This window comes from Cellulomonas sp., assembly GCF_036279715.1.
Lineage (GTDB): Bacteria > Actinomycetota > Actinomycetes > Actinomycetales > Cellulomonadaceae > Cellulomonas_A.
Genome location: NZ_DASUIR010000116.1, coordinates 1 through 19,747, shown reverse-complemented (window position 1 = coordinate 19,747; position 19,747 = coordinate 1). Strand labels below are relative to the sequence as shown.

The 19,747-nt window shown below is 72.9% G+C and carries 23 protein-coding genes and 3 tRNA genes; 9 read left to right on the top strand and 17 right to left on the bottom strand.

Translation table 11 applies throughout. From position 1 onward, the window contains the following. The 3 genes from VFW79_RS11705 to VFW79_RS11695 all read right to left on the bottom strand — a co-directional run. Positions 1-710, bottom strand: a 710-nt coding sequence (locus tag VFW79_RS11705; RefSeq protein WP_329677466.1) for an FAD-dependent oxidoreductase, incomplete at its 3' end; no start/stop codon positions are given. After that, the gene (locus VFW79_RS11700; RefSeq protein ID WP_329677465.1) at positions 707-1,597 is read right to left on the bottom strand and encodes a phytoene/squalene synthase family protein; all 891 of its coding nucleotides are present in this window, start codon (positions 1,595-1,597) and stop codon (positions 707-709) included. The genes VFW79_RS11705 and VFW79_RS11700, both read right to left, overlap by 4 nt. Beyond that, positions 1,597-2,763 carry a polyprenyl synthetase family protein gene (locus VFW79_RS11695; RefSeq protein WP_329677464.1) on the bottom strand — a complete coding sequence of 389 codons (1,167 nt, stop codon included), beginning with the start codon at positions 2,761-2,763 and terminating at the stop codon, positions 1,597-1,599. Before VFW79_RS11695 ends, VFW79_RS11700 begins: the two co-directional genes overlap by 1 nt. A gap of 68 nt (positions 2,764-2,831) precedes the next feature. Between VFW79_RS11695 and galE the strand changes: the two genes are divergently transcribed. Then, on the top strand, positions 2,832-3,791 hold the full coding sequence (gene galE / locus VFW79_RS11690) for a UDP-glucose 4-epimerase GalE (protein WP_329677463.1): 960 nt from the start codon (positions 2,832-2,834) through the stop codon (positions 3,789-3,791). 62 nt (positions 3,792-3,853) lie between these two features. Here the strand turns inward: galE and VFW79_RS11685 are convergent, their stop codons facing one another. Then, positions 3,854-4,792 (bottom strand): LLM class flavin-dependent oxidoreductase, encoded by a 939-nt coding sequence (locus tag VFW79_RS11685; protein WP_329677462.1) that lies wholly within the window; start codon positions 4,790-4,792, stop codon positions 3,854-3,856. An 11-nt stretch (positions 4,793-4,803) separates the two neighbouring features. Continuing rightward, the gene (locus VFW79_RS11680; protein ID WP_329677467.1) at positions 4,804-5,148 is read right to left on the bottom strand and encodes a metallopeptidase family protein; all 345 of its coding nucleotides are present in this window, start codon (positions 5,146-5,148) and stop codon (positions 4,804-4,806) included. A 109-nt stretch (positions 5,149-5,257) separates the two neighbouring features. Here VFW79_RS11680 and VFW79_RS11675 point away from each other — a divergent pair. The 3 genes from VFW79_RS11675 to VFW79_RS11665 all read left to right on the top strand — a co-directional run bounded on the left by VFW79_RS11675 (position 5,258) and on the right by VFW79_RS11665 (position 5,557). Continuing rightward, positions 5,258-5,330 (top strand) — tRNA-Glu (locus VFW79_RS11675). A 41-nt stretch (positions 5,331-5,371) separates the two neighbouring features. Then, positions 5,372-5,445: transfer RNA gene (locus tag VFW79_RS11670), tRNA-Asp, on the top strand. A gap of 39 nt (positions 5,446-5,484) precedes the next feature. Continuing rightward, positions 5,485-5,557: transfer RNA gene (locus tag VFW79_RS11665), tRNA-Phe, on the top strand. 127 nt (positions 5,558-5,684) lie between these two features. Here VFW79_RS11665 and VFW79_RS11660 read toward each other — a convergent pair. After that, the gene (locus VFW79_RS11660; protein WP_329677461.1) at positions 5,685-5,858 is read right to left on the bottom strand and encodes a CsbD family protein; all 174 of its coding nucleotides are present in this window, start codon (positions 5,856-5,858) and stop codon (positions 5,685-5,687) included. A 214-nt stretch (positions 5,859-6,072) separates the two neighbouring features. Between VFW79_RS11660 and VFW79_RS11655 the strand changes: the two genes are divergently transcribed. The 3 genes from VFW79_RS11655 (at position 6,073) to VFW79_RS11645 (ending at position 7,316) form a co-directional block, all read left to right on the top strand. After that, the gene (locus VFW79_RS11655) at positions 6,073-6,516 is read left to right on the top strand and encodes a phage holin family protein (RefSeq protein WP_329677460.1); all 444 of its coding nucleotides are present in this window, start codon (positions 6,073-6,075) and stop codon (positions 6,514-6,516) included. Positions 6,517-6,636: 120 nt separating this feature from the next. Beyond that, complete coding sequence (locus VFW79_RS11650) at positions 6,637-7,047, top strand: phage holin family protein (RefSeq protein ID WP_329677459.1); 411 nt, start codon at positions 6,637-6,639, stop codon at positions 7,045-7,047. After that, a complete protein-coding gene (locus VFW79_RS11645; protein ID WP_329677458.1) occupies positions 7,047-7,316 on the top strand; it encodes a DUF3618 domain-containing protein in 270 nt (89 codons plus the stop codon). Before VFW79_RS11650 ends, VFW79_RS11645 begins: the two co-directional genes overlap by 1 nt. Positions 7,317-7,322: 6 nt before the next feature. Here VFW79_RS11645 and VFW79_RS11640 read toward each other — a convergent pair whose 3' ends face one another. Next, positions 7,323-8,369, bottom strand: a complete 1,047-nt coding sequence (locus tag VFW79_RS11640; RefSeq protein ID WP_329677457.1) for a DNA-3-methyladenine glycosylase 2 — start codon at positions 8,367-8,369, stop codon at positions 7,323-7,325. Between the two features lie 10 nt (positions 8,370-8,379). After that, positions 8,380-8,583, bottom strand: coding sequence for a BldC family transcriptional regulator (locus tag VFW79_RS11635; RefSeq protein WP_329677456.1), 204 nt, complete (start codon positions 8,581-8,583; stop codon positions 8,380-8,382). A gap of 481 nt (positions 8,584-9,064) precedes the next feature. Here VFW79_RS11635 and VFW79_RS11630 point away from each other — a divergent pair, with 481 nt between their 5' ends. Then, on the top strand, positions 9,065-9,268 hold the full coding sequence (locus VFW79_RS11630; RefSeq protein ID WP_109131493.1) for a DUF3073 domain-containing protein: 204 nt from the start codon (positions 9,065-9,067) through the stop codon (positions 9,266-9,268). Between the two features lie 27 nt (positions 9,269-9,295). Here the strand turns inward: VFW79_RS11630 and purM are convergent, their stop codons facing one another. The 9 genes from purM to VFW79_RS11585 form a co-directional block, all read right to left on the bottom strand. Beyond that, a complete protein-coding gene (gene purM / locus VFW79_RS11625; RefSeq protein ID WP_329677455.1) occupies positions 9,296-10,438 on the bottom strand; it encodes a phosphoribosylformylglycinamidine cyclo-ligase in 1,143 nt (380 codons plus the stop codon). Beyond that, entirely contained in the window at positions 10,435-11,982 is a 1,548-nt protein-coding gene (gene purF, locus VFW79_RS11620; protein WP_329677454.1) for an amidophosphoribosyltransferase, read from the bottom strand. The genes purM and purF overlap by 4 nt, the downstream gene beginning before the upstream one ends. A gap of 80 nt (positions 11,983-12,062) precedes the next feature. Continuing rightward, positions 12,063-12,491: a histidine kinase gene (locus tag VFW79_RS11615; protein WP_329677453.1), complete on the bottom strand. Its 429-nt coding sequence runs from the start codon at positions 12,489-12,491 to the stop codon at positions 12,063-12,065. A gap of 43 nt (positions 12,492-12,534) precedes the next feature. Next, positions 12,535-12,912, bottom strand: a complete 378-nt coding sequence (locus VFW79_RS11610; protein WP_329677452.1) for a sterol carrier family protein — start codon at positions 12,910-12,912, stop codon at positions 12,535-12,537. 38 nt (positions 12,913-12,950) lie between these two features. Continuing rightward, positions 12,951-14,012, bottom strand: a complete 1,062-nt coding sequence (gene rsgA / locus VFW79_RS11605; protein WP_329677451.1) for a ribosome small subunit-dependent GTPase A — start codon at positions 14,010-14,012, stop codon at positions 12,951-12,953. A gap of 81 nt (positions 14,013-14,093) precedes the next feature. After that, positions 14,094-16,520, bottom strand: coding sequence for a phosphoribosylformylglycinamidine synthase subunit PurL (gene purL / locus VFW79_RS11600; protein ID WP_329677450.1), 2,427 nt, complete (start codon positions 16,518-16,520; stop codon positions 14,094-14,096). Positions 16,521-16,640: 120 nt separating this feature from the next. Next, the gene (locus VFW79_RS11595; RefSeq protein ID WP_329677449.1) at positions 16,641-17,282 is read right to left on the bottom strand and encodes a TetR/AcrR family transcriptional regulator; all 642 of its coding nucleotides are present in this window, start codon (positions 17,280-17,282) and stop codon (positions 16,641-16,643) included. Between the two features lie 22 nt (positions 17,283-17,304). Continuing rightward, positions 17,305-18,057 carry a hypothetical protein gene (locus VFW79_RS11590; protein ID WP_329677448.1) on the bottom strand — a complete coding sequence of 251 codons (753 nt, stop codon included), beginning with the start codon at positions 18,055-18,057 and terminating at the stop codon, positions 17,305-17,307. Then, on the bottom strand, positions 18,054-18,779 hold the full coding sequence (locus tag VFW79_RS11585) for an ABC transporter ATP-binding protein (protein WP_329677447.1): 726 nt from the start codon (positions 18,777-18,779) through the stop codon (positions 18,054-18,056). Before VFW79_RS11585 ends, VFW79_RS11590 begins: the two co-directional genes overlap by 4 nt. A 116-nt stretch (positions 18,780-18,895) precedes the next feature. Here VFW79_RS11585 and VFW79_RS11580 point away from each other — a divergent pair, with 116 nt between their 5' ends. Beyond that, positions 18,896-19,741, top strand: coding sequence for a DUF2599 domain-containing protein (locus tag VFW79_RS11580; protein ID WP_329677446.1), 846 nt, complete (start codon positions 18,896-18,898; stop codon positions 19,739-19,741). Positions 19,742-19,747 lie beyond the last annotated feature (6 nt).

Genomic DNA, 19,747 nt, shown 5'->3' with positions numbered 1-19,747 from the left:
GGGTACCGGACGCCGTCGCCCAGGTCGAGGTGGCTCATGAGCGAGTACAGCGCGGGGACCCGGTACGGCGACGACCCGAGGAACACCGCGTGGTAGCCGAGCACCTGGCGCAGCACCGGGTGCTTCACGGTGTTCGCGACGTGTGCGGCGAGCGTCTGCGTCAGCAGCCCGACGAGCGTCCCGGAGCGGCGCACGACGTCGGCCGAGACCACGCGGTCGAGCCGGGCGAACGTCGTGTACAAGAAGTGGTCGAGCGCGGTGCGGTAGGCGTCGCCCGACGCCTCCACATAGGCGCGCATGGCGTCGCCCGCACCGGGCTCGAGCGCGTCGAACGTGCGCCAGTTCGTCTCACCGTCGGCCACCACGTCGAGCGTCTGCGCGGTGCGCCCGGCGACGGGCTCGGGGAAGACCCGGTACGCGGGGTCGAGCCGCACGAGGTCGAGATGGTCCTCGACGCGCTCCCCGAGCAGGGCGAAGAGGTGCTCGAACACCTCGGGCATGAAGTACCAGGACGGCCCGGTGTCGAACCGGAAGCCGTCGAACGTCACCGTCCCGGTGCGCCCTCCGACCGAGTTGTGCCGCTCGAGCAGCGTCACCAGGGCACCGCCGCGAGCGAGGAGCGCGGCCGTCGCGAGGCCGCCGATCCCGCCACCCACGACGACGACTCGCCCGGCCCGACCGCCCGGCCGCACCGACCCGTCCGCGCTCACGCGGGCCCCCGCGACTGCCGTGCGACCGCTCCGGCCACGACGGCGAGCTTGCGCGGCGTCCCCACGCGCGCGCGTCGCGCGAGCACCTCAGCCGGCGGGGACGCCGCGATCTGGTGGAGCAGCCGTTCGTAGAGTCCCAGCGTCGCGTCGACGGCGACCCGGGCCCGCCGGGGCAGCCCCGGGAGCGCGCCGCGCGCGGTCTCGAGGTCCGCGGCGATCTCGGCGAGGATCGCGTCGAGCTGCGACTGCGTGAGCGACCCGGGAGCGATGCCGGGGAAGTAGCTGCGACCGAGCGCGCCCGAGTCGTCGCCCAGGTCCCGCAGGAAGTTGGTCTTCTGGAAGGCGGCCCCCAGCGCCTGCGCGCCCGCACGCAGCCGCTCGTCGCCGCGACGCACGGGCTCCCCCGGCAGGCGGTCCGCGTTGAGGAAGACCGCGAGGCACATGAGGCCGACGACCTCCGCCGAGCCGTGCACGTACGCCTCGAAGCTCGCGCGGTCGTGCACCCGCACCGTGAGGTCGGCGCGCATCGACGCGAAGAACGGGTCGAGCTCGTCGTGCCCGATGCCGGTCCGCCGCGCGGTCGCCGCGAACGCGTGCACGACGAGGTTGGTCGAGTAGCCGCTCTCGAGCGCCCGGGCGGTCTGCGCCTCGAGCTCGTCCAGGAGGGCTCCCGCGTCGGACCCGCGGTACGTGTCGACGATCTCGTCGGCGATGCGGACGAGTGCGTACACGGCCTCGATGTCGGCGCGCGCGCGGGCCCCGAGCAGTCGCGAGCCCAGCCCGAACGACGTCGAGTAGCCCGCGAGGACGGCGCGACCGGCCCGGGCCGCCGTCAGGTCGTAGAGGCGTCGCGCGCGCTCGTCGGGGTTCGTCGGGGGGTGGTCCATCAGTGGTTCCGCTCCAGGAGCTCGTCGACGAAGGTGCTGAGGTAGTCCGCGAGCGGTGGCGGCAGGTGCTCGGTCGCGGTCTGCCGTGCCGACCGGGCGGCTCCCGCTGCGAGCGAGCGCACCCGGTCCCGCGCCCCGCACCGCAGCATGACGCGCCGGACCTCCTCGGCGCCGTCGTCGTCCAGGTCGGGGTTGCCGACATACCGGGCGAGCACCGCGCGGCCGTCGTCGTCCGCGAGCAGGTACGTCAGGCGGAGCAGCTCGGTGCGCTTGCCGGCCCGCAGGTCCGAGAGCACCGACTTGCCGGTCTCGGCGGGGGTACCGAACACGCCGAGCTCGTCGTCGACGAGCTGGAAGGCGACCCCGATCGAGCTGCCGAACCGGTCGAGGTGGACCGACACCGACGCGGGTGCGTGGGCGAGCAGCGCGCCGACCTGCAGCGGGCCGCAGAACGAGTACATCGCGGTCTTGAGCTCGGCGACGAGCAGCGGGTCGACCGCGAACGGGGACAGCAGCTCCCCGCCGACGTCGAGGAGCTCGCCCGCGACCGTCGTCGCGACCGTCCGGGCGAGCGCCCGCACCGCCTCGACCACGATCGCCGGGCTCGCGGACGACGACGCCAGCAGCTCGAACGCTGCGGAGAGCGCGAGGTCGCCGCCCAGCAGACCCGCCCCGAGCAGCTGGTGCTCCGCCGCAGCACCGAAGACACCGTCCGCCGCGAGCCGCGCGCGGTAGGTGCCCGTGATGTTGGGGGCGCCGCGGCGGACCTCGTCGGAGTCCAGGACGTCGTCGTGCACGAGCATCGCCGTGTGCAGCAGCTCCTGGGCCGCGGCGACCGACGCGATGGCGCCGACATCCGTGCCGCCGAACCCGAGGTACGACGCGACGGTCAGGCGCGGCCGCACGAGCTTGCCGCCGACCTGGTCCGCGACCGCCTCCCAGAGCGCCGCGTAGGCCGGGGCCACGGCCAGCGCCTGGGCGCGGCGCTCGCTCAGGAACCGCCGGAGAGTCCGGCTCGTCTCGACCATCGCGGCGTCGACGTCGTCGCGCAGCCCGAGCGCCTCGGGTGGGCGCGGCGCGATGTCGGAGCCGCGTCGTCCCCGGGCACCCAGCGTCCCGCTGTTCTCCCACACGCGAACCTCCTCGGCCTCCGAGTTGCTCAGCATACTGAGCAATTTCTCGCGCGCCACCAGATGTCCCTCACGACCCCGTCGGGATCGGTATGGTTCGCAGCATGACATGGCTGGTCACCGGCGGAGCGGGATACATCGGATCGCACGTCGTGCAGGCGTTCGGCGCCGTCGGGCTGGGATGCGTCGTCCTCGACGACCTCTCGAGCGGGCACGCCGAGTTCGTCCCTGAGGGCGTGCCGCTCGTGCGCGGGTCGATCCTCGACACCGATCTCGTCGCGGACACGATCGTCCGTCACGGCGTCGTCGGCGTCGTGCACCTCGCAGGCTTCAAGTACGCCGGCGTCTCGGTCCACCGACCGCTGCACACGTACGAGCAGAACGTCACCGGCACCGCGCACCTGCTCGAGGCCATGAGCTCGCAGGGCGTCGACGCGATGGTCTTCTCGTCGAGCGCCGCCGTCTACGGCACGCCCGACACGAGCCTCGTGACCGAGGAGACCCCGACCACCCCCGAGTCGCCCTACGGCGAGTCCAAGCTGATCGGCGAGTGGCTGCTGCGCGACCAGGCGGTCGCCGCCGGCCTGCGCCACACGTCGCTCCGGTACTTCAACGTCGTCGGCTCCGCGACCCCCGAGCTGTACGACACCAGCCCGCACAACCTCTTCCCGCTCGTGCTCGACGCGATCGCCGAGGGCCGCACGCCGCGCATCAACGGTACCGACTACCCGACGCCCGACGGCACGTGCGTGCGTGACTACGTCCACGTCGCCGACCTCGCCGTGTCGCACGTCGCGGCCGCGCGCGCGCTGGCCGAGGGCCGACCCCTCGAGCGCGTCTACAACCTCGGCAGCGGCGACGGCGTCTCGGTCCGGGAGATCATGACGGCGGTCGCCCAGGTCACCGGCGTCGACTTCGAGCCGGAGATCGCGCCGAGGCGGGCCGGCGACCCCGCGCGCATCGTCGCGTCGGGCGTGCTCGCAGCACGCGACCTCGACTGGCAGATGCGCCACTCGCTGACCGACATGGTCGCGAGCGCGTGGGAGGCCCGCAGCTCGCACTGACGTCGTCGCGCTCCGGGCGGTGACGCCCCGGACGCGTCGCGACGCCATCGCGACCATGGTCCTCAGCGACCCAGTGCGCGCAGCTCGGGCAACCGGTCGACGACCCGGTCGAGCACGGCCTGCGAACCCGCGTAGACACCTTCGGCACGCGGCCAGTGCACGACGACATCGGTGAAACCGAGCTGGACCGCGCGCTCGACCCCCTCGACGAACACCTCGACCGACTCGAGCGAGAAGACCGGCGCGCCGTCGAGGCTCAGGTAGCGCCGCACCGGCGGCACACGCTCGGACGTCAGCGCACGGTGCGCGGCGAGCGCGTGGTCGAAGCTGTGCACGAGCTCCGCGAGACCCGCCCACCACCGCTCCTGCGCCTGGGCGGGGGTACCCACCGGCGCACCCTCCTCGAGGAACGTCGGGCCGTAGGTCGCCCACCCCTGGCCGTGCTGCGCGGCGAGCGCCATCGCGCGCGGCCCGTTGGCGGCGATGACGAACGGCACGCGCGGCCGCGCGATCGGCCCGGGCACCATGCGGGCACCGTGGGCCTCGTAGAACTCGCCCGCGTGCTCCGTCACGGGCTGCGTCAGCAGCTGGTCGAGCAGACCGACGAACTCGGCGAACCGACGGGTGCGCTCACCGCGGCCGGGCGCCGGGCCGAGGACCGTCGCGTCGGCTCCCTCGCCCCCGCCGCCGAGCCCGAGCACGAACCGGCCGCCGCTCACGTCGTCGAGCCCCATGACGTCCTTGGCGAACGGCACCGGATGGCGGAAGTTCGGCGACGCGACCCAGGTGCCGAGGCCGATCCGCTCGGTCACCGCGGCAGCCGCAGCGAGCAGCGGCACGGTGGCGAACCACGGCTCGTCGACGAGCGTGCGCCACGAGAGGTGGTCGTAGGTCCAGGCGTGGTCGAACCCGTAGGCCTCGGCGCGCTGCCACCTCTCGCGCGCGAGGGCCCACCTCTCCTGCGGCAGGAGCACGATCCCGATGCGTACCGGCTCACTCATGGCGCGTCCTCTCAGGCCCAGCCGAGCTCGTGGAGTCGATCGTCGTCGATCCCGAAGTGGTGCGCGATCTCATGGACGACCGTGACGGCCACCTCGTCGACCACCTCGTCGCGGTCCTCGCACATCGACAGCGTCGGGTTGCGGAAGATCGTGATCCTGTCAGGGAGCGTCCCGGTGGCCCAGAACTCGCCGCGCTCCGTGAGCGGGAAGCCTTCGTAGACGCCGAGGAGGTCGGGCTCGCCGTCCGGAGGATCGTCCTCGACGAGCACCACGACGTTGTCCATCTGCGCCGCCAGCTCGGCCGGGATCTCGTCCAGGGCGTCCCGGACGGCGTCCTCGAACTCCTCGCGCGACATGTCGACCACGCGTCCATCATGGCCCTGCGGGTCCCGACTTTGGAGTTCGGGCCGCCAGACCGTATGCTCGACTCCGGTCTGAAGACGCCTCGACGTCGGGGGCGGTCGAGCCCCCATCGTCTAGCGGCCCAGGACCCCGCCCTTTCACGGCGGTAGCACGGGTTCGAATCCCGTTGGGGGTACGAGCAGTACGCAGTACGTCAGGTACCTTGTCTCACCACAAGGCCCCGTAGCGCAGCTGGTTAGCGCGCCGCCCTGTCACGGCGGAGGTCGCGGGTTCAAGTCCCGTCGGGGTCGCTCGAAACGCCCGGTCATCTGGCCGGGCGTTGTCGGTTCGGCCACTTAGCTCAGTTGGTAGAGCGTTCGACTGAAAATCGAAAGGTCGGCAGTTCGACCCTGCCAGTGGCCACATCAGAAGCCCCGCCCGGAAGACTCGGCGCGGGGCTTCGTCGTGGGCGGGGCTGTCAGGCCGTGCCGTCGTACGGGAGGTGGCCCCGGTCCCGTCACGTCGACGGGACCGGGGCCCACCCTCACGCTCAGTCCTTGAACGCGTCCTTGACGTCTTCGCCGATCTTCTTCGCGTCGGCCTTGGCCTGGTCGAGCTGGCCCTCGGCCTCGAGACGCTCGTTGTCCGTCGCCTTGCCGGCCGCCTCCTTGGCGGTGCCCTTGGCGTGCTCCGCGGCGTTGGCGACCTTGTCGTCGAGTCCCATGGGTGCTTCCTCCTCGTGGTCGGATCAGGTCATTCGACGCTAACCCGGCGGTCGCGAGAGCGCCCGTCGGGGGCGAACCCGCGACATCCCACACGGTGAGCAAGATCGTCCCGCTGTGGCATGTCCTCCCCGGTCACGCGCGCGGCCCACCTAGGCTGACGGCAGCGACAGCGCGCGCGCTGCGCGCGCCCGAGGATCCGACGGAGGACCACCCGTGAACCAGACGCCCGATGCCGAGCGCCCGCGCGGCTCTCGCTTCTTCGACCGATTCACCGAGCCGTTCACGGACATCGCGCGCGACAAGATCACGCAGGTCGAGGACAAGGTCCGCTCGTCGATCAAGTCCGAGGTCGACGCCGTCGGCCGGTCGGTCAAGGCCCGCGCCGTCGAGATCCGCCCGAGCGCGCTGGCGTTCGGCGCCGCGGCCCTGCTGACCTTCTTCGGGATCGCGCTGCTCCTCACCGCGGCTGTCGTCGGCCTGGCCCATGCCGTCAGCCTGTGGCTCGCCGCGTTGCTCATCGGGCTCGTGCTCGTCCTCGGCGGTGCGGCGTTCGCGGCGCTGGGACGCAGTCGCCTGCCTGCTCCGGTCCGCGGCACACGGCCGGCGCCGCACCCGGCACCCGACGCCGACGAGCTCGTCCACCCCTGGGCCGACTGACCGCCCCGACCGGCACTCGGGGCGACGTCGAGGGTCGACTGACCTCGCAGGCCGGCGGCTTGTCCGACAGACTGTGGACGCACGGAACGCACAGCATGTCCGGACGAGAGGTGAGGGCACATGGTCACCGGGACGCACGGCCCGTCAACGAACGACCACCAGTCCATCGGTGAGCTCATCGGCCGACTGAGCGAGCAGGGCGCACGGCTCGTCCATGCCGAGATCGAGCTCGCCAAGGCGGAGATGGCGGCGCGCGCCCAGGCGGCGGGCGTCGGGGCCGGCCTGTTCGCCGGTGCGGCCCTGTTCGGGTTCTTCGCCTTCGCGACCCTCATCGCCACGGCGGTCATGGGGCTGGCGAACGCCGTCGCGCCCTGGCTCGCGGGTCTCATCGTGTCGCTCGTGCTCCTGGCCCTGACCGCAGCGCTCGCGCTCGTCGGACGCAACCGGCTGAAGGCAGGCGCGACCAAGCCGGAGCGCACCGTCGCGAACGTCAAGAAGGACGTCGACGCGGTCAAGGAGGGTTTGAGCTGATGTCCACCGAACCGAAGATCGCCGCCCTCGAGGCCGAGCTCGCCGCCACCCGCGCGCAGCTCGTCGAGACCGTCGAGGAGCTGTCCACCCGGCTCGACCCGCGCTACCAGGCCGGTCAGGCCGCCGAGAAGGGTCGACGGCTCGTGCGGGACGCGATCGGGACCGACCCGGCAGCCGACCCGTCGGCGCGGACGCGTGCGCGCGTCGTGCTCGGTGCGGGCGTCGCAGCCCTGGGCATCGTCGTCAGCGCGATCACGCGCCGGCACTGACGACGGTCACGACTCCACCGCCGGACGCCGCCGCGGCGTCGGTATGTGGGGCTGCGCGCGAGCCGCCCACGCGGACCAGAGGTGCTGGGCCGCATAGCCGCGCCACGGCCGCCACGACTCCGCCCGAGCCTGCGCGTCCCGGATCGTGACGGACTGGCCCGCACCGCCGGGGAGCTGGGCCATGGCGTACCGCAGCACGAGGTCCCCCGCCGGGAACACGTCGGAGTGGCCGAGCGCGCGGAGCACCACGTAGTCGGCGGTCCAGGGTCCGATGCCGGGCAGGGCGAGCAGCGCGGCGTGCACGCCCGACGGGTCCGACCCGTGCTCCAGCGTCAGTCCGTCGGCGACGGCGCGGGCCACCACACCGAGCGTCGAGGCGCGACCCTGGTTGAGGCCGAACGCGCGCAGCACGTCGACGGGGACGGCTGCGAGCCCCTCCGCCGTGGGGAACAGGCGCAGCCCCGCGGGGCCGGGTTCACCGAGCGCGGTCACGATCCGGCCGACGACCGTCCTGGCCGCAGCCGTCGACACCTGCTGGCCGACGACGGCCCGGACCGCGAGCTCGAACGGGTCGACCGTGCCGGGGATGCGCAAGCCCGGGCGCTCGACCACCGGGCCGGCGAGCAGCGGGTCCGCACCGAGTGCCGCTGCGACCACGGCAGGGTCGGCATCGAGGTCGAGCCATCGGCGCAGGCGCACGACGACCCACTCCTCGTCCGACGCGACGGAGCGGGAGGGGAGCTCGAGGTCGGCGGTGACGGCTGAACCGTCGGGCGCGAGGTGCAGGTGCGCCACCGCGGTGCCGCTCGGCGCGCTCAGCAGCCGGGTGATGGAGTGGCGGTGCGGGGAAGACCGAGGGTGCACCTGCGACGAGCTCGAGAACGGGGTCGAGTCGGAGATGCCCGGGGCGGCCTGCGCCCAGCTCACGCGTTCGAGACCGGGAACAGCACGGTCGGCGACGTGTCGGAACCACGACGTCGCGTCGAACGGCGGAGTGTGGAGCAGCTCCAGGGTGACCCGGGTCCAGGGGTCGACCCCTGCAGGACTGCTCACGTGGGCGAGGCTAGGCCTCGCGCTGGTTGGGGACGCCGTTGAGCAGGTCGCGAACCTCGGCCTCACGGTAACGGCGGTGACCGCCGAGCGTGCGGATCGAGGAGAGCTTGCCAGCCTTAGCCCAGCGGGTGACCGTCTTGGGGTCGACGCGGAACAGCGTGGCGACCTCGGACGGCGTCAACAGAGTCTCCGACTCCGTGGCGTGTGCGGACATCTACTGCCTCCCAGGGCTAGGGTTCGGCGGCCGCGGCTACGACCACCGAGTCTGTCGGGTTCACATGAACGCGACACACGCGCGAACCCGAGAGACCGTGAGCGAGCACGACGTGCTCGACGCAACCCGACCCCCCCGCAGTACGCCCACATATCATGACGTATCGCCGAGTGTGCCGCATATGTGCACACGATTTGGTTACGTTTTCTCACCAACACCTCATCCGGCGGGGTGTGGAACGTTACACATCAGGGTAATCCCTACCAACCGGTCAGCCAAGCCGGCCGCGGAGTGACCCGCGCCACCCCGCGTTCGCCCTCGCGGTCGGGCAGCGGAGGCCCGCGGTCGGCCGTTGGACGCGAGTGGTCGGAATACCTGCGGAGCATGTACCGTTGCCCCACGAAGAGACGATTCCAGCACCCCGGGGCCGCACGTGTACGCACGGAGCCGCCCCGCTTCCACGTAAGAGGGGGTCGATGCCATGGGGCGCGGCCGTCAGAAGGCTAAGCAGACCAAGGTAGCCAGGGAGCTGAAGTACTTCAGCCCCGACACGAACTACCGAGCTCTCGAGCAAGAGCTCACGTCGCATGGCCGCAATGATGTCGTGACCGACAGCCGCCGCGCTGTGGACACGGAAGATCCGGAACGGCCTCGCGACAGCGGGCCGTGGCGCGACGACAGCTGATCTCGGTGGGCGGTCACCGGCACCACCTCAGGTGGTCCGGTACCGCCCCGAGAGGCGCACAGCGCCCCCGTGCACACCCTTCGTCCCCGTGACCAGCTCGCTGTCCGCAGCTACGTCCCGAGCCGGGTCGAGGGCGCGCGCGCTCCCGAGCACCCAGGCCGGCAGGCCCAGCTCGGCGGAGTGAGCCAGGACGCCGTCGACCGCCTCGGGCGCGACGATCGCGACCATGCCGACCCCGAGGTTCAGCGTGTTCTCGAGGTCCGACCACGGGACCGAGCCGAGCGCCTGCACGAGCCCGAACACCGGCGGCAGGGTCCAGCTCGCACGGTCGACGTCGGCCACGAGCCCGGCCGGCAGGACGCGCGCGACGTTCGCCGCGAGCCCTCCCCCGGTGACATGACTGAACGCGTGGACGCCGCCCGACGCTCGCTCGACGAGGGCGAGGCAGTCCGACGCGTAGACGCGCGTCGGCGTCAGCAGCTCCTCACCCAGCGTCCGCCCGAGCTCCGGGACGTGGCGTTCGAGCCCCCAGCCCGCCACCTCGACGACCTTGCGCACGAGCGAGTACCCGTTGGAGTGCAGCCCGCTCGACCCGAGCGCGACCAGCACGTCTCCCGGACGCACGCGGTCCGGGCCGAGCAGCTCGTCGGCCTCGACGATGCCCGTCGCCGCACCGGCCACGTCGTACTCGTCGGGACCCAGCAGGCCCGGGTGCTCGGCCGTCTCGCCGCCCACGAGCGCCGTCCCCGCGACCTCGCAGGCCGCCGCGATGCCGCGCACGATCGCCGCGATCCGCTCCGGGACGACCCGGCCGCACGCGATGTAGTCGGTCATGAACAGCGGTCGCGCACCGACCACGACGATGTCGTCGACGACCATGCCCACGAGGTCGAAGCCGATCGTGTCGTGGATGTCGAGCGCCTGCGCGATGGCGACCTTGGTGCCCACACCGTCGGTCGAGGTGGCGAGCAGCGGGCGGCGGTAGCGCAGCAGCATCGACGCGTCGTACAGCCCCGCGAAGCCGCCGACCCCGCCCAGCACCTCGGGCCCGTGCGTCGCGCGCACGGCGTCCTTCATGAGCTCCACGGCCTTGTCGCCCGCGTGCGTGTCGACGCCGGCCCCCGCGTACGTCACCGGGGCGGTCGGGCCCTGGCCCACCGACGCGCTCACGGGTGGTCCAGCGCGCCGGCGCCGCCGACGCCCGTCACGAGCGTCGCGAGACCGTCCTCGGGGCTGCCGAGCGGCAGCTCGCTCTGCTCGAGCATGAACTTGCCGAGCCGGTGGGCGGGGGGCAGCTCGATCGGGTAGTGGCCCGTGAAACAGGCCGTGCAGAGCTGCGACGCGGGCTGCTCGGTCGCCGCGATCATGCCCTCGGTCGAGATGTAGCCGAGCGAGTCGGCCTGCAGCGACGCGGCGATCTCGTCGACCCCGAGCCCGTTCGCGATGAGCTCGGCGCGCGAGGCGAAGTCGATCCCGTAGAAGCACGGCCACTTGACTGGCGGCGAGCTGATCCGCACGTGCACCTCGGCCGCCCCGGCCTCCCGCAGCATCCGGATGAGCGCGCGCTGGGTGTTGCCGCGCACGATCGAGTCGTCGACGACGACCAGCCGCTTGCCGCGGATGACCTCGCGCAGCGGGTTGAGCTTGAGCCGGATGCCGAGCTGACGCAGCGTCTGCGACGGCTGGATGAACGTGCGTCCGACGTAGGCGTTCTTGGTCAGCCCCTGACCGAACGGGATGCCCGACTCGGCGGCGTACCCGACGGCAGCCGGGGTGCCCGACTCCGGGACCGGGATGACCAGGTCGGCGTCCACGGGATGCTCCTGAGCGAGCCGGCGACCCATCGCCACCCGGGCGGCGTGCACCGACCTGCCCGCGATCGACGTGTCGGGGCGCGCGAGGTAGACGTACTCGAACACGCAGCCCGCGCGCTCGACCGGCGCGAACCGGGTGCTGCGCAGACCGTCCGCGTCGATCGCGATGAGCTCACCCGGCTCGACCTCACGCACGAACGACGCGCCCACGATGTCGAGCGCGGGAGTCTCGCTCGCGACGACCCAGCCCCGCTCGAGCCGACCCAGGACGAGCGGCCGGACACCGTGCGGGTCGCGTGCGGCGTACAGGGTGTTCTCGTCCATGAAGACGAGGCAGAACGCACCGCGCAGCCGCGGCAGGACCTCGAGCGCGGTGGCCTCGAGGGTGTGGTCCGGGTCGCCTGCGAGCAGCGCGGTGACGAGCGCCGTGTCGGTCGTGTTGCCCCGGGCGAGCTCGCCGCGGCGCATCGACCCGTACCGCTCGGCGACGAGCTCGACGAGCTCCGCGGAGTTCGTCAGGTTGCCGTTGTGACCGAGCGCGATGGTGCCGCCAGCTGTCGCGCCGAGGGTGGGCTGCGCGTTCTCCCACGTGCTCGCGCCCGTCGTCGAGTAGCGCGTGTGCCCGATCGCGATGTGCCCCGTCAGGGCGTTGAGGGACGTCTCGTCGAACACCTGCGAGACGAGGCCCATGTCCTTGTAGACACGAAGCTGCTCGCCGTTCGAGGTGGCGATGCCGGCCGACTCCTGGCCGCGGTGCTGCAGCGCGTACAGACCGAAGTAGGTGAGCTTGGAGACCTCTTCGCCTGGCGCCCAGACCCCGAAGACGCCGCATGCGTCTTGGGGACCTTTCTCGCCTGGCAGGAGGTCGTGGGTCAGAAGTCCGTCTCCGCGAAGGGCCACATGACCATGGTCGCACACGCCCTCCCGCGAGATGCCCGCCGCCCGATGGGTGGGCGGGCCGGCAGGACGGCGTGGTCGGGTCAGCGGCGAGTGGTGCTGCGCCGGTCCGCACCCACCGCGAGGGCTCCCCCGACGAGCCCACCGAGCACCGCGAGCGCACCGGCCGTCAGGATCCGCACGGTGCCGTCGCCCCCGAGGAACGAGATGAACCCGTCGCCGGAGACCGTGCCGGGCGACGACGTCACGACGACGAGGACGAGCCCGAGGAGCGCGCCGACCAGGGCGCCCGCCGTGATGAACGCCCCGTACCTCGGGGCACGACGCACGATCGCGTTGACGGCGACGCGCTCGAGCTCCTGCTCGTCGGGCACCGCGGCCTCGTCTCCCGCGGCCCGTGGCCGCTGCGCACCCGTCGTCGGGTCGGGACTGCCGGTCGGGGCGGAGCCGTCGGTCGGGGCGGAGCCGTCGGTCGCGGCAGGGCTGTCGGTCGGCTCGTCGGGCGGGGTCACGCCCCGATGGTAGCCATCGCCTCGCCGCCTGCTCAGCGCGAGGTCAGCGCGGCCGCGCGGCCTGCAGCGGAAGGTACGCGGTGAGGTCGGCGCGCTCGCCGGACGCGCGCACGCGACCCGAGGCGACCGCCTCAGACCAGGTCGTGGCGCCGGTCGCGAGGGCCAGCCACGTCTGCGGGTCGGTCTCGACCACGTTGGGCGGGGTGCCGCGCGTGTGCCGTGGGCCCTCGACGGCCTGGACGGCGCCGTCGGGCGGGACGCGCACCTCGACCGTGTGCCCGGGGGCGACGTCGGCCAGCTCCTCGAGCGTGAAGCGCACCGCTGTGCGGCGGGCCGGCGCGGGGACGCCCGACGGGTCGGCGCGCCAGGCGGCGAGCGCGGCACGGCCGTCGGCCGGCTCGGTGCGACGACGGGGCGGCATGCCCCGATCATGCCGCAGCGGCGATCCCCGGTGCCCGGTCAGCGCCGAGGGCTGCGCAGCTGGCGGTGGTGCTCGACCGTGATCCGCTTCCACCAAGCACGCTCCTGGGCCGCGAGCCGCGCGTCGGCCCGCCTCTCCTGGAACGCCGCCTCGCGCATCAGGCGGCGCCAGCTGTCGAGCCGACGCTCGGCGAGCTCACCGGACTCGAGCGCCGCACGCACGGCGCACCCTGGTTCGGTCCCGTGCGCGCAGTCGGCGAACCGGCACCGCGCCGCGAGCTCTTCGACGTCAGCGAACGTGACCCCGAGCGCCCCAGCGTCGGCCACGAGACCCACCCCACGCAGACCTGGGGTGTCGATCAGCACCGCACCGCCCGGCAGCATCACGAGCTCGCGGTGCGTCGTCGTGTGCCGACCGCGTCCGTCCGCCCGGCGCCCCGCCGTCGCCATGACGTCTGCCCCCGCGAGCGCGTTGACGAGCGTGGACTTGCCCGCACCCGAGGGGCCGACGACGACGAGAGTCACGCCCGGTCCCAGCAGCGCCCGCACCGGTTCGAGGCCCTCTCCGCGGACTGCACTGACGACGTGCACGTCGACACCGATCGCCACGCCGGCCACCTCGGCGGCCATGCCGTCCGGGTCGGGGACGAGGTCGGACTTCGTGAGGACGACGACCGGTTGCGCACCCGAGCGCCACGCCAAGGTCAGCAGCCGCTCGACACGTCCGAGGGACGGGTCCGGATCGAGGTGCTCGGCCACGAGCACGATGTCGACGTTCGCGGCGAGGGTCTGCACGTCGGACGTGGCGCCCGCGGTGTCGCGGACGAGCGCCGTGCGGCGGTCCCGGGCGAGCGCGACGTGCGGGGCGCCGTCGGCACGCTCGCCGATCTCGAGCCAGTCACCGACGGCGGCCGGTCGGCGGGAGCCGTCGGCGAACGGCACGAGGCCGTCCCGGTCGAGGTCGACGCGCAGCGGGCCTGCGTCGTGAGCACGGAGGCCGTCACCGTCATCGCGGCAGGGCAGCACGCTGACGGCGCCCCGGTCGACACGCACGACGCGCGCACCCGTCGTCGCGTCGTGCGTCGTCGCGTCGTCGGTCATGCCGCGACGGTAGGTCGGTGCACCGGCGGCGGGCCACGCAATTACCTGCGCGGCAGCGCACCGTCGGCGCCCGTCCTGGTGCTACCCGAAGTACGCCGGCAGCGTGCGCGTGAACGCCTCGCGGGCCTCATTGAGGGGCAGGGTGAACAGGCCCTGGACCTCGATCGCCGGCTCGTGGGAGTGGTCGCCGTCGTGCACGTCTGCGGCGCCGAGGCCGGCACCCGCACCCGGGACGCACGAGTCGGTCGTCACGCCGATCCGCACGACCGGGACACCGCGCGAGGTGGCCAGGTCGGCGAAGCGGACCTCCTCGCTGCGGGGGACGGCCACGAGGACGCGCGCGGTCGACTCCGAGAACAGGGCCTCGAACGGCGTCACGTCGTCGCGCGTCAGCAACGGCTCGAGGTCGACGCTCACGCCGACCCCGTACCGCAGGCTCGACTCGACCAGCGCCTGCGCGAGTCCGCCCTCCGAGAGGTCGTGCGCGGCGTCGATCAGCTCATCGCGGCTCGCGCGCACGAGCACCTCGCCGAGCCGGCGCTCGGCGGCGAGGTCCACGCGCGGGGGCAGCCCGCCGAGGTGTCCGTGCACGACGTCGGCCCACGCGGACCCGTCGAGCTCGCCGCGCGTCGTGCCGAGCAGATAGATGCTCTGACCGGCCGTCGTCCAGCCGGACGGGGTCGCGTCGGCGACGTCGTCGATCACGCCGAGCACCCCGACGACGGGGGTCGGGTGGATCGCCGAGTCGATGCGGCCGGATTCGCCCGTGCCGTTGTAGAGGGAGACGTTGCCGCCGGTCACGGGCACGCCGAGGACCTGGCACGCGTCGGCCAGGCCGCGGATGGCCTCGACGAGCTGCCACATCGAGTCGGGGTGCTCGGGGCTGCCGAAGTTGAGGCAGTCCGTGACCGCGAGCGGCCGCGCACCGACCGTCGCGACGTTCCGGTAGGCCTCCGCGAGCGCGAGCTGCGCACCCGTGTACGGGTCGAGCTTGGCGTAGCGACCGTTCGCGTCGGTCGCGAGCGCGACGCCGAGCCCGGTGGTCTCGTCGACACGGACGATGCCGCCGTCGTCGGGCTGAGCGAGGGCCGTGTTGCCCTGGACGTACCGGTCGTACTGGTCGGTGACCCATGACTTCGAGGAGAGGTTCGGCGAGGCCAGCAGGCGCAGGACCGTCTCTCGCAGCTCGTCGGCCGTCCCCGGACGCGCGGCCCGGGCGGCGCCGTCGGGCCCCGAGATGGTGTCGGCGTTGAGGCCGTCCTGCCAGGCCGGACGCGCGTACGGGCGGTCGTAGACCGGGCCCTCGTGCGCGACCGTCCTGGGGTCGACGTCGACGATCTTCTCGCCGTGGTGGTGGATGACGAGGCGGCCCGTGCCCGTGACCTCGCCGATGACGGCCGACTCGACGTCCCACTTCGTCGTGATCGCGAGGAACTCGTCGAGCTTGGCGGGCGTGACGACCGCCATCATGCGTTCTTGCGACTCCGACATGAGGATCTCGCCGGCCGTCAGCGTCGGGTCCCGGAGCAGGACCGTCTCGAGGTCGACCTCCATGCCGCCGTCACCATTCGACGCGAGCTCGCTCGTCGCGCACGAGATCCCTGCGGCGCCCAGGTCCTGGATGCCCTCGACGACGCGCGCCTCGAACAGCTCGAGGCAGCACTCGATGAGGACCTTCTCCATGAACGGGTCACCGACCTGGACGCTCGGGCGCTTGGAGGGCTTGGTGTCGTCGAACGTCTCGCTCGCGAGGATCGAGGCACCGCCGATGCCGTCGCCGCCTGTCCGGGCCCCGAACAGCACGATCTTGTTGCCGATGCCCGACGCGTTGGCGAGGTGGATGTCCTCGTGGCGCAGCACGCCCACGCACAGCGCGTTGACCAGCGGGTTGCCCTGGTACGACGCGTCGAACACGAGCTCGCCGCCGATGTTCGGCAGCCCGAGGGAGTTGCCGTAGCCGCCGACGCCGGACACCACGCCGTGCACGACGCGCGCGGTGTCGGGGTGGTCGATCGCGCCGAACCGCAGCTGGTCCATGACCGCGACCGGGCGCGCACCCATCGAGATGATGTCGCGGACGATCCCGCCGACGCCCGTCGCCGCACCCTGGTAGGGCTCGACGTAGCTCGGGTGGTTGTGGGACTCGACCTTGAAGGTGACCGCCCAGCCGTCGCCGATGTCGACGACGCCCGCGTTCTCGCCGATGCCGACGAGCAGGTGCTTCTTCATCTCGGGGGTCGTCTTGTCGCCGAACTGGCTCAGGTGGATCTTGCTCGACTTGTAGGAGCAGTGCTCCGACCACATGACGGAGTACATCGCGAGCTCGGCGGCCGTGGGGCGACGCCCGAGGAGGTCGCGGATCTGCTGGTACTCGTCAGGCTTGAGACCGAGCGCGGCGAACGGCTGCTCGAGGTCGGGGGTCGCGGCGGCGTCCTCCACGGTGTCGGACACGTGCCCCGACGGCCGGGAAGCAGAAGCAGCGGAGGCGGTGCGAGGCTCGGTGGTCATCGGTTCCCTCAGGCAGGCTCTGGCGTGCGCAGGTCCGTCGGCACACGCCCCCAGGCTACCGGCGGTCACGGCGGCCGGAGGTCGACGCTCGCCCACCGGACGATCCCCCGCGCGACGCGACTACCCCACGCGCAGCGCCCGCAGCAGCACGCCCACGATCGACTCGGTCGCGGCGGTCGGTGCTCCTACCTCGGGTGCGCCGAGCTGCCCGATGAACGCCCGCGACAGGCACGCACCGAACAACAGCTCCACGACGGCGGCCGCGTCGACGTCGGTGGTGGCCCGGCCGAGCACCTGCTCAGCCTGCAGGTACTCGACCACCGCTGCGACGGCGACCTGAGGTCCGAGCTGGCCGGCGTGGATGCCGTCGATGAACCGTCCGACCAGCGCGGCCTGGCCGATCAGGCCGGTGACGAGGGGGGCGGCCTGCGCGGTGAGATCGAGCGTGGCCTGGGCGAGCACCTGAAGGTTGTCCTCGAGCGTCGCGGTGCCCGCCTCGGGCAGCGTCGCCAGGAACGCTCCGACGAGCTCGGTCGTCCGCTCGCCGAGCGCTGTGACGACGAGGTCGTCCTTGCCCGCGAAGTGGTTGTAGAGCAGGCCGTCGGCAACCTGCGCCTCGCGGGCGATCTCGCGGGTCGTGAGGCCCGCAGCACCGTGCGCCGCCAGGAGCCGCTGGGTGACGTCGATCAGGTGGCGCCGCAGGGCACCCGGCGAGTCGGACGTGTCCTGGTCGCGCAGGACCCGTGCACGGCGTGGACTCATGCGGGGCATCCAACCAGACGGTTCAGGCCAGGTCACGCCGCGCCGTGGCGCCGATCGCGCCCGCGGACAGCAGCACGGCCCACCCCAGGAGCACGACGGCCGCGCCGACCTGCGGGAGGAGCCCGGCATCGGGCGCGTTCCCGAGGGCGCGCGCTGCGGTCGCCGGCAGCCACCTGCCGAGCGAGACGACGAGCCCGGCGATCGCGGTCTCCGCGATGAAGACCCACGCGATGACCATGACGATCGCCGTGGCCTGGGCCCGCATGAGCGCGCCGACGGCGACACCGATGACGGCGTACAGCGTCTGCCAGGCCACGATCCCCACGAGGCTGCGCACGACGACGCCCGAGCCGAGGTCGAGCGGCACGTCCTTGGCGGCGTACCAGGCTGTCGCGGTCACCGCGGCGACGACCGCGCACACGACGCCCGACGCGATCCCGACGAGCGCTCCACCGGTCAGCTTCGCGAGGAGGGCCCGCGCCCGACGCGGTTCGGTGAGGAACGTGTCGACGACGGTGCCGTGCCGGTACTCGCCCGCGGTCATGAGCACGCCGAGGATCAGGACCAGGATCGCCGGCAGGCCGCCGTGCTCGAGGACGGTGCGCAGCCCGTCGTCCGTGCCGAGCGACGCGAGCGGGACGCCGCCCGACGCGATCGCCCCGCTCATCGCGAGCGCGACCAGGACGCCACCGGCGACGAGCACCCAGCGGGCGGCCCGGGTGGTGCTGAGCTTGAGGAGCTCGGAGGCGACGAGTCCGCGAGCGAAGGTGGTCATGATGCTGCTCCTGCCGTGAGTCGAAGGAAGGCGTTCTCGAGGTCGTCGGCGTCGCGCATCCCCACGGGCCCCGCGAGCTCGGTGAGGTCGCCGTCGAACCGGAGACGGCCCTCGCTGATGACGACGATGCGGTCCGCCGTGCGGGCCACCTCGGCGAGCAGGTGGCTCGAGACGAGCACGGTGCGACCCTCGTCGGCGCTCGCGCGCAGGAACCCGCGGAGCCACGCGATGCCCTCCGGGTCGAGCCCGTTGGTGGGCTCGTCCGTGATGAGGACCTCGGGGTCGCCGAGCAGCGCCGCCGCGAGGCCGAGCCGCTGGCGCATGCCGAGCGAGTAGGTGCCGACGCGCCGACGCGCGGCGTCGGTGAGCTCGACGAGCTCGAGCACCTCGTCCACGCGACGGTCCGGGAAGGCACACGCGCGGGCGATGACCCGCAGGTGGTCGCGACCGGAACGCCCGACGTGGAACCCGTCGGGTCCGAGCACGGCGCCGACGGTCCGCCGGGGCGCCGGCAGGTCGGCGTAGCGCAGGCCACCGATGAGGGCCCGCCCGGTCGTGGGGCGGACGAGACCGAGCACCATGCGCATCGTCGTCGTCTTGCCCGCACCGTTCGGGCCGAGGAACGCAGTGACGCTGCCGGGCCTGATCTGCAGGTTCAGGTTCTCGACGGCGACGACGGGCCCGAAGGTCTTGCCGAGCCGGTCGAGGGTGATGTCTGCCATGTCTCCTCCTCGTCTATGAACGTACGTTCATGAACACGTGTTCACGATAGGTCCCGGCACGGCCGGGCGTCAAGGGGTACCCCCTCCCCGCGCCGCCGAGTCGCTACCGTTCGTGGGTGCGGACGACAGGTGCGACGGCCGGTGGATCAGGGGCTCGACGCCCCGCTCCGCACGATGCGCGACTGGGCGCGCTGATCGCCGTCCTGGTCAGCGCGCTGCTCACCGGCTGCACGGCCACTGGCGACCCAGGCCCGGGACCTGGGGCGTCACCCGGCGCGTCACCCGCGACCGAGAGCGCGGCGGCGTCCGCGAGCGCCGCAACGCTGACGTCGGGCGCGCTCACTCTCACCCTCCAGGCCGACCGGCCGACCATCACCCCGCAGCCCGACGGCTCCGTCCAGGCGAGCATCCCGCTCCCGGCCGACCTCCCCGCGGACGCCGCCCAGCTCATCGCCCCGCCGGGCACCACGTTCGACGTACAGCTCGACGGGTCGGTCGTCGTCCGGGACACCGCGGGAGCGTTCGCCGGTGGGCTTGCGAGCCCGACGGCGACGACCGACGACGGGACGCTCGTGCGCGCACGGTTCGAGGCTGCGGGCACCCAGGGGCTGCGGGCCGTCGTCTCCCGCGCGCTGGTCGGCTCCACGGAACGCACGTCGGGCACGGCGACCGTGTGGTTGGGCACGACCCTGGTGACGAGTGCGACGTGGGGCGAACGCGAGGGAGGGCGGTCGCTCGCGGTCGACCCGACCCCGTGGGCGCGCGCCGGCGGGCTCGCCGCTCAGGACGCGACCTGGGCGGCCGTCGTCGCGCTCGCGCCGGACGCCGACACGAACGCGATGCACGACCAGTTCCTGTGCCACGCGCTCGGCGCGGCCGACAAGGCGACCTGGAACCTCGAGCCGTGGCGGCCCGACGTCGGCTCGATGGCCACCCTGATGGCGCGCTGCAACCCGACCTGACCGACC